The 12858-nt window shown below is 43.0% G+C and carries 14 protein-coding genes; 6 read left to right on the top strand and 8 right to left on the bottom strand.

What is annotated here, in order from left to right:
• Positions 1–10: 10 nt before the first annotated feature.
• From RBI_RS02040 to galE, 5 genes are all read right to left on the bottom strand, one after another.
• A complete protein-coding gene (locus tag RBI_RS02040; RefSeq protein WP_022286525.1) occupies positions 11–676 on the bottom strand; it encodes a sigma-70 family RNA polymerase sigma factor in 666 nt (221 codons plus the stop codon).
• 1 nt (position 677) lies between these two features.
• Entirely contained in the window at positions 678–1094 is a 417-nt protein-coding gene (gene spoIIAB, locus RBI_RS02035) for an anti-sigma F factor (protein ID WP_038670646.1), read from the bottom strand.
• Between the two features lie 4 nt (positions 1095–1098).
• Positions 1099–1515 carry an STAS domain-containing protein gene (locus RBI_RS02030; RefSeq protein WP_022286527.1) on the bottom strand — a complete coding sequence of 139 codons (417 nt, stop codon included), beginning with the start codon at positions 1513–1515 and terminating at the stop codon, positions 1099–1101.
• A 154-nt stretch (positions 1516–1669) separates the two neighbouring features.
• Positions 1670–2158 (bottom strand): GIY-YIG nuclease family protein, encoded by a 489-nt coding sequence (locus RBI_RS02025; protein ID WP_038670644.1) that lies wholly within the window; start codon positions 2156–2158, stop codon positions 1670–1672.
• A gap of 52 nt (positions 2159–2210) precedes the next feature.
• Positions 2211–3221 carry a UDP-glucose 4-epimerase GalE gene (gene galE / locus RBI_RS02020; protein ID WP_038670643.1) on the bottom strand — a complete coding sequence of 337 codons (1011 nt, stop codon included), beginning with the start codon at positions 3219–3221 and terminating at the stop codon, positions 2211–2213.
• Between the two features lie 170 nt (positions 3222–3391).
• On the opposite strand from galE, the gene RBI_RS02015 reads away from it, so the two are divergent.
• From RBI_RS02015 to RBI_RS01995, 5 genes are all read left to right on the top strand, one after another.
• Positions 3392–4261: an AraC family transcriptional regulator gene (locus tag RBI_RS02015; RefSeq protein ID WP_022286529.1), complete on the top strand. Its 870-nt coding sequence runs from the start codon at positions 3392–3394 to the stop codon at positions 4259–4261.
• Between the two features lie 48 nt (positions 4262–4309).
• Complete coding sequence (locus RBI_RS02010; protein WP_038670641.1) at positions 4310–4894, top strand: hypothetical protein; 585 nt, start codon at positions 4310–4312, stop codon at positions 4892–4894.
• A gap of 78 nt (positions 4895–4972) precedes the next feature.
• Positions 4973–5920: a glycosyltransferase family 2 protein gene (locus RBI_RS02005; RefSeq protein WP_022286531.1), complete on the top strand. Its 948-nt coding sequence runs from the start codon at positions 4973–4975 to the stop codon at positions 5918–5920.
• Complete coding sequence (locus RBI_RS02000) at positions 5907–8855, top strand: YfhO family protein (RefSeq protein ID WP_081855913.1); 2949 nt, start codon at positions 5907–5909, stop codon at positions 8853–8855. The genes RBI_RS02005 and RBI_RS02000 overlap by 14 nt, the downstream gene beginning before the upstream one ends.
• 132 nt (positions 8856–8987) lie before the next feature.
• Positions 8988–9809 (top strand): zinc ribbon domain-containing protein, encoded by an 822-nt coding sequence (locus RBI_RS01995; protein WP_038670639.1) that lies wholly within the window; start codon positions 8988–8990, stop codon positions 9807–9809.
• 76 nt (positions 9810–9885) lie between these two features.
• Here the strand turns inward: RBI_RS01995 and nrdD are convergent, their stop codons facing one another.
• The 3 genes from nrdD to RBI_RS01980 form a co-directional block, all read right to left on the bottom strand.
• Positions 9886–10176 carry an anaerobic ribonucleoside-triphosphate reductase gene (nrdD, locus tag RBI_RS01990; protein WP_038670637.1) on the bottom strand — a complete coding sequence of 97 codons (291 nt, stop codon included), beginning with the start codon at positions 10174–10176 and terminating at the stop codon, positions 9886–9888.
• A 132-nt stretch (positions 10177–10308) separates the two neighbouring features.
• Positions 10309–10995, bottom strand: a complete 687-nt coding sequence (locus RBI_RS01985) for a M48 family metallopeptidase (RefSeq protein ID WP_038672940.1) — start codon at positions 10993–10995, stop codon at positions 10309–10311.
• A 56-nt stretch (positions 10996–11051) separates the two neighbouring features.
• Positions 11052–11603 (bottom strand): SH3 domain-containing protein, encoded by a 552-nt coding sequence (locus RBI_RS01980; RefSeq protein ID WP_022286536.1) that lies wholly within the window; start codon positions 11601–11603, stop codon positions 11052–11054.
• A 313-nt stretch (positions 11604–11916) separates the two neighbouring features.
• On the opposite strand from RBI_RS01980, the gene RBI_RS01975 reads away from it, so the two are divergent.
• Complete coding sequence (locus RBI_RS01975) at positions 11917–12849, top strand: hypothetical protein (protein WP_038670635.1); 933 nt, start codon at positions 11917–11919, stop codon at positions 12847–12849.
• Positions 12850–12858: the final 9 nt, after the last annotated feature.

Raw genomic sequence — 12858 nt, 5'->3', positions numbered from 1 at the left:
TGTAATGATATTATTTAAGCTGTTCACGCATTAAAGTGAGCAGCTTTTTTTCTCGCCTTGACACCTGCACCTGCGACATACCAAGTTGTTTTGCCGTTTCCATTTGAGTTTTATTCTGAAAATATCTCAGGTATATAAGCTTTCTATCCTCCGCTTCAAGGGAAGCTATGACCTGGCGGAGAGAGAGCCTGTCAGCAATTTCTATGTCAGGAGCATCAACAGGGATATCTATTTGTCCGTGGCGGTCGTCTTCATCTGAGCTTTCAGTAAGACTAACAGGGGGCAGGGCGACGTTCATGGCAAGGGTAACGGCTTCTTCGCTTTCTCCTGACAGCTCACAAAGCTCGCTTACTGTAGGTTCTCTCCCCTGCTGTATGGAAAATCGCTCACGCTCTCTTACAAGGCGCATGGAAAGCTCTTTTATGCTCCGTGACACTTTTATCGTGCCACCGTCACGGAAAAGCCTTTTTATCTCCCCTAATATCACTGGCACTGCATAGGTGGAGAATTTCACACCACGGTCGCTGTCAAAGGCTTTCGCAGCTTTTACAAGACCTATACAGCCTGCACCGTAGAGGTCGTCATACTCTATGCCACGGTTGCGGAAGCGGTTTGCGCACAGGTGAACAAGCCCCAGATTTTCTTCTGCAAGAGGGGTCTCGACTATGCTGCTCATTTTATACTCTTTCTTTCAAGGTTTTTTCAAGGATAAGGGTAGTTCCTTCTCCAAGCTTGCTGCGCACCTTCACTTTATCCATAAAGCTTTCCATGACCGCAAAGCCAAGGCCTGCTCTTTCCTCCTCAGGTGCAGTGGTGAAAAGCGGCTGCATAGCCTGCTCTACATCAGCGATACCGCAGCCCTTATCCCTTATTTTTATGTAGACGTGTCTGTTCTCGAATATCCTTATTTGCATGAATATCTCCCCTAGGGTGTTTCGGTATCCGTGGACAATGGCGTTTGTGACTCCCTCTGACACTGCAGTCTTGACATCTGCAAGCTCGTCGATCTGAGGGTCAAGCTGAGTAAGGAAACCGCTGACTGCAACTCTAGCAAAGCGCTCATTTTCAGAATAGCTGGGAAAACTGACTTTCATTTCATTAAGGGGTTTTCGTTTCAATTTTATCACTCTCCTTTGTTTTGTCATCGGGGCTTTCATTCTGTTCCTGAGCTGCTTTCTTCTCTTGTATATACGGGGCAATATCCGTGACTATCTTTGTGAGTCTGTGCATACCTGCAAGCTGCAAGACCTTTCGGATATAAGCAGGAGGCGACGCCACTATCACCTCGCCACCCATTTCTGACATTATCCTGTATCTGCCCATAACAAGTCCGATGCCTGAGCTATCCATAAAAGTCACCTGAGAATAGTCGAGGATAAGGGTAAGAGGGTTATGGCTTCTAATGGCTTTATCTATCTCTCCCCTGAAATATTTCGCTGTATGGTGGTCGATATCGCCGCATATCTCTGCCACAAGAGTTCTGGCTGACGGATAGTTTTTTATCTCCACATTCATGCTTTATCATTCCTTTCATTTTTTCGTTTTATCCGCTGAAAATATATTATCACTTACAGTGGGATTTTTTTGTCGCATTATCGTATGGGTGAAAAAAGCAGGAACACACTTTTTTGTGTGTCCCTGCCTAGGAAAATTATTATGTTGAATTACTCTACCCTTTATTTCCTCTAGTTTTATTATAGCCTTTAGAAAATGCATTATATACTGATATTGTGTTTCGTTCCAACTCATTTAACGTTTTATAGCCGCTATTTTCAAGTGCAATCATTTTTATAGTAAACTCGTCACCATACTTATAATCAGCATACACATCGCCATTGCCTTTACCAGTAAAATGAGCATTTACCCTATTTAGTATCTGTTTTGCCTGCCCAACATAATACTTATTCTTGGTTTTATTGTATAGTATATAAACACCAGCAAAATTTTTTTTCAAAGCATATGACGGCTTTCCACGTCCACCTAATGATTGTTTACGCATTTGCATAAATTGTTTTGGCGTCATTTCAAGCGTATTGTTTGCAAGTCCTTTAATTTGGTCATTAATTTTATGTTTCCGATACAATGGAACAATTAATGATAACAAAAGCAGACATAAAATAAAAGCGATTGTATAAAAGTAAAAAGTTCTGTCGTCCAAAATAATCCTCCATAATAAAACCAATAACAATATATTTTAAATATATTTCGTATTAAAGTCCGTTAGGATTATTCTTAATGAAGTTCCAGCTATCTGCTGTCATTTCATCAAGACCATATTGTGCTTCCCAGCCAAAGACCTTCTTTGCCTTTGCTGTATCAGCATAGCAGGTTGCGATATCGCCTGCACGTCTTGGCTTTACTACATATGGAAGCTTCTTTCCGCAGGCTTTTTCAAAGCTGTGAAGAACGTCATAAACGCTTGAGCCTTTTCCTGTGCCGAGGTTTACGGCTTCAACACCCTTGTTTTCCATTACATACTTGACTGCGCAAAGGTGACCCTTAGCAAGGTCAACAACGTGGATATAATCTCTTACGCCTGTTCCGTCAGGAGTATCGTAATCGTCACCAAACACGCCGAGCTTTTCAAGCTTTCCTACTGCTACCTGACAAATGTAAGGAAGCAGATTGTTTGGTATACCGTTAGGGTCTTCGCCGATAAGACCGCTCTTATGTGCGCCGATAGGGTTGAAGTATCTCAGAAGTGAAACTGACCAATCGTTGTCGGAAACATAAACATCTCTCAGTATCTGCTCTATCATTACCTTTGTATAGCCATAAGGGTTTGTTGCTGATGTAGGCATATCCTCCGTATATGGAGCTTTGTTTACAGGGCCGTAAACTGTTGCGGAAGATGAGAAAACTATCTTCTTACAGCCGTATTTTCTCATTGCCTTGATAAGCATGAGAGTGCCTGTGATGTTGTTGTGGTAATATTCAACAGGCTTCTGAACAGATTCGCCAACCGCTTTAAGACCTGCAAAATGTATAACAGCGTCTATCTTGTTCTCTTCAAATATCTTTTCGAGCGCCGCAAGGTCAAGAAGATCTGCCTCATAAAAAGCAAAGTCCTTGCCTGTTATCTTCTTTATTCTGTTAAGAGCCTCCGGCTTTGAGTTTGAAAAGTTATCAACTATAACTACTTCATAGCCTGCTTCAAGAAGCTCAACGCAGGTGTGGCTTCCGATAAATCCTGCTCCGCCTGTAACGAGTATTTTTGCCATATTCTTTACCTCCCAAATATGTCAGGTTTTTTCTTACACTTACATTATACCATATTTTCACGTTTTTGCAATACTATTTTTGTTTCAAACACATGGATTTTTGTTGCAAAGAGAATAAAAATATGCTATCATATCTATAACAGACCATCTCACAGAAAGGAACACACAGAATGAATACAGACCGCCATTCCTTTAAATCAGACCAGACGGACGCACTTTCGCTGTCAGTATACAACGTGGGCTATGAAAAATGTCAGGGGCTTCACAGTTGGGGAAGCGGTGTTCGTGACCATTATCTTATCCACCACATCATAAGTGGCAAGGGCGTATACAAAACACCGCAGGGAGAGTATCACCTTAGCGCAGGGGACACTTTTCTCATTTACCCCTACACTGTTATAACATACACTGCCGACAAGAACGACCCATGGGAATACTACTGGGCAGGCTTCAACGGCTCTGACGCTGAATTTATCCTTGATCGTGCAGGCTTCACAAGAGAATGTCCCGTTATCTCCGCAGACTTTGGAAGCGAGCTTAAAGACAGTCTTGAACGCATTTATCGTCTTAGTGGAAACAGAAGCTCAGATCTTGTGAAAATGACAGGTCAGCTTTACATCACGCTGGGCATTCTTATGGAACGCTCGGGAAGTCAAAGCCGTTCGGGGAGCACCGCAAAGGGATATGTCACAAAGGCGAAAAACTACATTGCACATAACTACACCCTTGGGATAGGGGTCGAGAATGCCACCGATTTCGTTGGCGTGAGCCGTGCCACGCTATATCGAGCTTTCATGGAATACGAGGGGCTTTCTCCTGCACAGTATATAACTGATTTCCGTGTGAACGCCGCCTGCCGTTTACTGGAAGAAACTGAGCTTCCTGTGTCGGCTGTGGCAAGGTCGGTAGGGTATAATGACAGCCTTTATTTTTCACGGATATTCCACAAGACAAAGGGTGTGTCACCTACGGAATACAGGGCTGACGCTTTGTGTACAAAAGGTGAAAACAAGGCGTTTTCGGTTGACAAGGGTATATAAATGAGATATAATAAATAGGTATAATCAGCTACGAAAGGGTCTTAAACAATGAATTTCTTTATGGTCGGCTCGTTTTTCATGCTTTTCATGCTAAACGCAGGCTGGACTTCTAATTACGTTATAAAGCTTGTAGGCTTTTTATTTTTCGCAGTGGGAACGGCTGAGGCTGAAGAACGCACTGACGCTTTCGCACATCTTAAAAAGCCTGCTTACACTTCTTCCGCTATGTGCGCTCTTGCGGTGGTATGTCAGCTTCTATTGAAACTTCTCTCCCCTGCGGCAATGGCGGCGAACGTTATAAGCATTTTGCTGTCGGCGGCAACTGTCTATATGTCACTGAACCTTATGAGAATGTTCCTTGTGGCGCTTGACAGCCACAGAGAGCTTGTGGAAGACGTTTCAAACATTGTAAGGCTTCAGGGCAGTTTCAACAAGCTTGCTCTTATGACGTTTATTTACTTTGGAGGCGACCTGCTCAACAGGCTAATACCAATAGAGTTCGTCACCACCCTTGCAGGCGTTATTGCGGCAATAGCAAAGATACTTGTGTATATTTTCCTGCTCATCATGCTTTACAACTTCAACAAGCTGAGGACAGATTATGAAAAACGCCGTGAAAGAGAAAACAAATAAGGATATTTCAAGAACGTCATGTTCACAAATGGCGTTCTGTTTTGTGTATAAAGGCAATAAAGAATAGGAGAACGAAAAATGCTATCAATAATAATACCAAGCTATAACGAGGAGGGCAACGTTGCAAAATGTGCTTCTGTTGTTTCAAAGCTTCTAAGCGAAAACGGTATAGACTATGAGCTTGTTTTTGTAAACGACGGCTCAAAGGACAGAACATGGGATATAATCTCAAACCTTGCACGCAATGACGAGCATATCGTGGGCGTGAATTTTTCAAGAAATTTCGGCAAGGAGAGCGCAATTTTCGCAGGACTTGAAACTGCAAAGGGCGACGCTTGCGTACTGCTGGACTGTGATTTGCAGTTCCCTCCTGAGGTCATAATCGAGATGTACAACATCTGGAAAAACAATGACGTTGACATTGTTGAGGGCAGAAAAAATTCCCGTGGAAAGGAAAACCCTGTATACAAATTTTTCTCTCTGTGGTTTTACAAGATGATAAACAAGTCAAGCGGACTCGACATGGAAGCGGCTTCCGATTTCAAGCTTCTTGACAGGGCTGTGGTAGATTCACTGAATGCAATGCCTGAAAGACTGACGTTTTTCAGAGCAATGTCAAGCTGGGTAGGCTACAAGACGGAGCGTGTATATTTTGACGTTGCTGACAGAGAGATAGGCGAATCAAAGTGGTCTGTAAAGGGGCTTTTCAAATTCGCCATAAACAGCATAACCTCTTTTACATCTGCGCCTTTGCAGATAGTGACAGTATGCGGTGTTATAACGTTTATTTTCTCTGTCATACTGGGACTTCACACCCTTATCAAAAAGCTTATCGGTGCGTCGGCGGTAGGATTTTCAACTGTCATAATCCTACAGCTTCTCACATCGAGTATAATAATGTTCAGTCTTGGAATAATAGGCTTTTATCTCTCAAAGATATACGAGGAGATAAAACAGCGACCTAGATACATAATCCGTGATATCATAAGAAAAGACGACGAGGAGAAAAAGAATGGAAAAGACTAAAACATCTCCCCTTTCATTTATAAAAAAATGGTGCTATGATAAGCGGCTGTACTTTTTTGTGTTTTTTCTGCCTGTGGCAATAATGTTTTCAGCCTATGCGTTTTTCAAGATACACCCTATAGGCGACAGCTCGGTGCTTGTGCTTGATTTGAACGGCCAGTATGTTTACTACTACGAGCAGTTCCGTGACGCTTTCCATGGCAACGGCAGTTTTATCTACAACTGGTCACGAAACCTCAGCGGAGAAATGTTCGGTGTGTTTGCATATTATCTTGCAAGTCCTTTTATGCTGATACTTGTGCTGCTGCCGAGAACGATGATGGCGACCTCTATCCTTATTTTACAGCTTGCAAAGATAGGCACGGCGGCTGTGACGTTCATGTTCTTCTTAAAAAAGATATCAGTGCAGAAGCCTAAGACTATCTCACTTATCATATTCCCTACCATGTATGCTCTTATGTCATACATGGTGGTACAACTTATGGACCCTATGTGGCTTGACGGACTTATCTATCTGCCGCTTATATGCTGGGGCGTTCACAGGCTCGTTGATGAGGGCAAGCTTGTGCCTTATATAGTGCCGCTGGCGCTTATGTTCATTGCACATTTCTACATCGGCTATATGGTGGGAATTTTCACGTTTTTCTACTTCTGCTGGTACTGCCTTTCAAGAGAGGGCAGGATATTGCCAAAAAAGTTCTTCTCACGCTGTGTAGCTTTCGGTATGGGCACGCTTGTTGCGCTTATGTGTGCGGCATTCGTTCTTATAACCGTTTACAATTCTTTGAAGCTCGGCAAGTTTGAGTTCACTGACCCTGATTTCTCACTTGCAACGCAATTTGATTTTCTCACGTTCATAACAAAGCTTTTCCCAATGTCATATGACACTGTTTACCCTGAGGGTATGCCTATGATATACTGCGGAACGGCTGTATTGATACTTGTTCCGCTGTTCTTTATGAACGACAGGATAACAATGAAAGAAAAGACCTCTACAGGTCTGCTCACTTTCCTGCTAGTAATACTAATGTATATAAAGCCTGCTGATATGGCAATGCACGGCTTCCAAGTGCCGAACTGGCTGCCTTACAGATATTCTTTCATATTCTCATTCCTGATGATAGTAATGGCATTCAGGGCGTTTGAGAACCTCGAGGGCATAACCGCAAAGAACATCGGCGGAATTTTCTTCGGACTTATGGTATTCCTCTTCTGGTGTGAGCGTGAGAACTACTCTCACTTCCAGCTTTTTGAAACAAAGACAAGTGAAACAGGCGACACCACAAACGTTATACAAGGCATATGGGTATCCATGATAGCTCTGGCGGCATATTTCACACTTATCTATCTTATCAAGAAATATCCAAAATCAAAGGCTGTTTGTATCGTAATGGTAGGCGTTCTTGCGGTTGAGCTTTTTGCAAACAGCGCTGACACTATCGACAAGATAGACACTGACGTTGCATACAGCAAATACACTTCCTATGAGCCTTACATGACCCAGACTAGAAACGCTGTGTCAATGATGAAGGAATATGACCCATCGCTTTTCTACCGCATGGAGGCAACTTTCCACAGAACTGTAAACGACCCTATCGGAACAGGCTACAAAGGCATTTCACACTCCAGCTCAACAATGAACGCACCTGCCCTTATGATGCTCCACAAGCTTGGCTATGCTTACGGCGGACACTACACAAAATATGACGGCACAACGTTCATGACGGACGCTCTGTTTGACATAAAATATCTTATGGACAAAACGGGTAACACCTCTTTTGTAGGCACAAGAGTTAAAGTCCCTGAGGAATACAAGCTTACTACAGAATACACCGAGGGCGACGCAACATATAAATTCTACAACAACCCTAACGCTCTTGGTCTTGGCATGGTATCTTCGCCTGGTATTGAGGACGTGTCACTTTCTGAAGATAATCCTTTTGAAAATCAAAACATGGTATTCAACGCCCTCGCAGGCACAACAAAGGAATATTTCACAAAGATACCTGTTATAAACAGCGAAATGGAGAACGTTTCTACATCTCAGCTCACTGACGGACACACGAAATACTTCCCTACAGACACTTCCATTGCAGAATGTCACATTGACTATGTTGTGAAAATGGATAAGGACTCATATCTTTATATGTATCTTCCAACCAAATATGAACGTTCCTGCAACGTGTGGATACAGGACGAGGACGATTATATGGACGGCTCTGAGCCTATGGAATATGCAGGTCAGTTCTTTGTGGGTGACAATTATTCCATTATGAATCTCGGCAAATTCTATGAGGGGCAGGAGCTTCGCATACGCATAACGGTGGCAAATGACGATAACGAAGCTTACTGGAAAGACCAGCTTTTCTACACCTTTGATTATGACAGCTTTGCACAGACCTGCGCTGATATGCAGAAAAATGTGCTTGAGGTCACAAGCTTTAAGGACACTTATCTCGAAGGCTCTGTTAATGCTGAAAATGACGGCTCTGTACTGTTCACAACCATACCATATGAAAACGGCTGGACTATCACTGTGAACGGCAAAAAGGTGACGGCTGAAAAATCTCTTGACAGCCTTATAACTATCCCTTTGGAGCAGGGTGAAAACAAGATAACAATGAAGTTCTCACCTGACTATTGGAAAGTATCTCTTATCATAACGGGCTTTGGTGTTGCCCTGCTGGTGCTTATATTCCTGTTTGAATATAAGCGTGGAAAAGTCATGAAAAAGGTGCTTGCAAAAGCTAACTTTACGGCTGAGAGCAGTGAGAAAGCCACAACCCCTGTGATAAATGACACAACTGATACAACGGACGAGCCACTGAGGATATACCGACCTGACAATGATGATGACGAAAAGCTTCGGCACATAAACGAGATGATGAAAAATATTCTCGGCGAGGACGAGGATAGCGGCAAAAACGATAAATAGCGACGAAAGCTGCGAAAAAAATCTATTGACAAGGCTTTTATAAAATAGTATTATAATAGGGACGGAAATTCTATCCGCCCCTATTTTTTCGGACAGCGGATAAAGACTTCACAAATGAAAGGACTAATCAAAATGGCAAAAAAGATCTACACAAAGAAGCTTACATATGCAGGAATGTCCCTGTGTCTGCTGAGTTTTTTCGCATTCATTCTCTCGGCAGCAGGCGCACTGGCTGACCCTGTGGGAAAGCTCGTTTACAACAACGTTTTCACAAACAAGATAGACTTTTTGTTCACCCCCGACATTTTCGCTTATGTGAACACCTATGGTCTTTCATGCGCACTCGCCATATTCAGCCTTGTGGCGTTTTTCACATCTGCAAGAGCAAAGGGCAAGAAAAAGCTTGATGGTGCATTCGCAGGCTTTCTTATCCTTTTCCCGCTTGTTGTGATGATAACAAAGGGCATAATGATATACTATGTTACGGTAAAAGGTCACTTCTCAAACGCTATAACAATGGGCTATGACAATGACAAGTTCAGGGTAGCCCTTTCACTTGCTGATGATGTTCTGCCATTTATTGCGGCTTTCCTGCTTTTTATCGGTGGACTTGTTATTGCAGGCAGACTTATGGGCGAAGATTTCGCCGTTGAGATACCTGTTGCCGCAAAGACGCCTGACAAGGCCCCTGCGCCTATCCCAATGACTACACCGCAAGAACAGAGTTTTGCTCAGCCTGATATGTCACAGTTCAGAAAGCCCGACAATGCCGAGCCTGTTATGTCACAGAGCGTAGTTGAGCCTGAGATACCACAACAGACAGAGCCTATAGAACCACCTACAGAAACGGCTGAACAGCCTGTGGAGCAGACCGCACCTGAAAAGTGTCCTCACTGCGGCTCAGAGCTGAAGAGCGGCGCCAAATTTTGCAGCGTTTGCGGAAACAAGGTCTAAAAAGCTACACCAATACACTTCCATAAAAAAATACGGCATATGCCACTTTTTCGGTGACATATGCCGTGTTTCATTTTTACTGTTCTGATATGCTGGGGCTTGCAAGACCATGCTTTACTCGGTCACGGACCTCCGCTCTCTTTGCGTCGTTAAATCTGTCGAGAGTTCCAACAAGATAGCCTGTTATTCTTCTTATACGCTGAAAAGGCACATCTGCAAAGTGATAATCAACGTCAACAAAGTCGCCGTCTATTTTTAGGTCGATAGTCTGGATAGTCTTTTCAGGGTAAAGCTTCTGAGCCCTGTCGATATATGAATTTATCTCTGCCTGGGACATCTCCCCGCCTGTTACGTTCACATTTACCATTTTACATTACCTCCATTTTTCTTTGTTATACATATTGTTGCCACAATAAAAGGATACCACAATATCTTGTATTTGTCAATAGTTAATACCTACAAAGCACATGAGTATATTTTGTAGGGTATGCCTGCATGGTCAGCCTTTCATTTCTTCTCTTATGCCTCGCCAATCGGGACAGAACTTGCCCACCAAAGCCCAGAAATCCTTGCTGTGATCCATAAAGACCAAATGACAAAGCTCGTGGAGGCAGACGTAATCAATGCACTCTCTGCGGAAAACGATAAGCTTTGAGTTTATGGAAATATGCCTGTTTGAGATACATCTTCCCCAGCTTGCTGTCAGCGGTTTTATTGTGACCTTTTCAGGCACAAGCCCTGTGGAGGCAGACATTTTCTGCATACTTTTTGTTATCTCCGCCACTGTGAGATCGTTTATGAACTTAGTGGTCTGCTCTTTTACATAGGTCTGGTCGCTGGTTTTGTTCACGGCAATAAGAAGCTTGCCGTCCTCTATCTTGGGAGAAAAATACTTATCAGCCTGAACAAAGGTCAGGGTAAGCTCGTTTCCCAAAAGTCTGAGCCTTTCGCCATGGCAGAAATCTTTCGGCAGACCCACCGCCGCCTTGTCTTTTTGCTCTTTTATCCAGCCCAGATTGTTATTAATAAAGCTTTCAAGCTGCTGCTTTGAACAGCCGTAAGGCACACGCACTGTCAAAGTGCCGTCACGCATACCCATATTAAGGCGACTTCTTTTGGCAACGTCAAGGATAAAGTCAATGCGCTCTCCGTTTTTATCCTCGATAAAAGTATTATATTTCGGCACTTCAAAGCCCCCATATCCAAAAACGCCGCACATTCTTTTGTGCGGCGCTGTATTTTTTACCACTGTACTGCTATAGAGCTGTCTGTTGTAAGATAATCCTTATAAATATATCCTGTGAGTGGACCGTCTATGTTCATGAAATTTATCTTCACATATCCGTTATCCTCATATTCAAGAACGTTTACCTGAACACCCGGTGACATACAAACGATATTCTCAGCGTCATTATCAGGTGCCACATGAAGATAAGCATACTCTGTGACATACATTACTTCAAGCACATCTGTCTGGCTAGACTCGTCGCTGGACACATCTGTTACCGCACCGCTTTCGTCCACACTGCTGTTATCAGTAACGGACGTATCCGCAGGGGCGGTACTGTTCACTGGCTCAGCCACAGACTCATTTGTATTTATGGTGGCAGTATTTATACCCTTTGGCACTTCTGAACTATTGCTTGCAAAAAGCCCCTTGGCAAGCAGAAGTATCACGCATAGCACAAATATGCCCACAACTATTATTGCGACAACGCTCGCCGTATTTCCCGAAGCCTTGCGGGAAACGTTATTCTTGTTATTATCCATATATTGCACGGCACAAGCCGTCACATTTCGCCTCCTTTTGCAGGAACACACCTGCACACCTGCAAACAAAGCACAGGTACATAAATATATTATAATATTTTTTATCATCAATGTCAATGACAGTTTAATTACAATATTGTCACATTTCACTCTTCAAGCCCTCTTCTTGAGATATTTGCCATATTTACACCGATATTTTGACATTATAGCCAAATAGGCGTTTACTAATTTGATTAAAATACATATTAACAGAATCAACAAAATGTGATATAATGAGTTTTAAGGGCGTGCCTTGGAAGGCGTTGCCCTTATAGTATAAAAGCAAGGGGGCAGGAAGTTGCATAAAAAAATTATCTGCGGTGCATTGTCTGCTGCAATTTTCCTGACCCTTTTTTCAGCCTGCGGTCGATCTGAAGAGAGCGTGGTCAATACTAAAAACTCCTCGTTTATCGAACAAGAGGAAGTCGTTGACAGCCCTGCAAAGATATTTTTCTCGGCATGGAACGGCAGTGAGATAACCGCTGACACGGCTAAAGAGCATGGTATGCTTTTCATGGACTCTTCGGAAGAAAGTGATATGCGCTGGGCTGAGTTCTGTGAGTGCGTAAAAAGCGGCACTGAGGCTGAGATAACAGTATGCACAAGCACGCAGGTGATACATGCTGAAAGCTCTTTGGAGGGTGACAGCGGTGTTCTTACCATAGAATCTGAGGACTTTTCTGAGGGCAGCATGAAGCTTTTCTCAAAAAAACTTTCTGCCGACAGCCTTTACAGCGTTTGTGAAAACGGCTTGACAGTATATTATGCAGGAAGCAACAAGCTTTATCAGACAGAGAATGTAACAAGTGAGCTTACAGACGTTCCTTTTGAGCAAAAGATATACAAGTGCAGCAGTGAAGCCAACATGACATTCCCCTATCAAAAAATGTTTTCAAATTATGATGATTTCAGTGAATATTATTTGAAATACAATGGTGAGCTGCAAATTCAGGAAATGAAAAAGGATATGGAAGCTTTTGAAAACGAAGGCGGCTTCAACAACCATGTTATTTTTCTAAAAGGAGAGCTTTCGGGATATGAGCATATCGACTACAAAGCAGTAAGGGCGGTCAAGGACAAGGATTCCCTTTTCATATATGTGGCTAAAGAGATACCCGAGAACAAGGCAGGGGCGACTTCAAAACGGCAGATAACTGTCACAGTGCCATCAGAGTATCTTGACGAGATAAGCCCCAAAAACATAAAATGGATAGTTTTCACACAAGAGTGACAAAAGGTG

The organism is Ruminococcus bicirculans (ex Wegman et al. 2014) (genome assembly GCF_000723465.1).
Taxonomy (GTDB): domain Bacteria; phylum Bacillota; class Clostridia; order Oscillospirales; family Ruminococcaceae; genus Hominimerdicola; species Hominimerdicola aceti.
The sequence above is the reverse complement of the archived record's forward strand: the minus strand, read 5'-3'. Positions and strand labels throughout refer to the sequence as shown.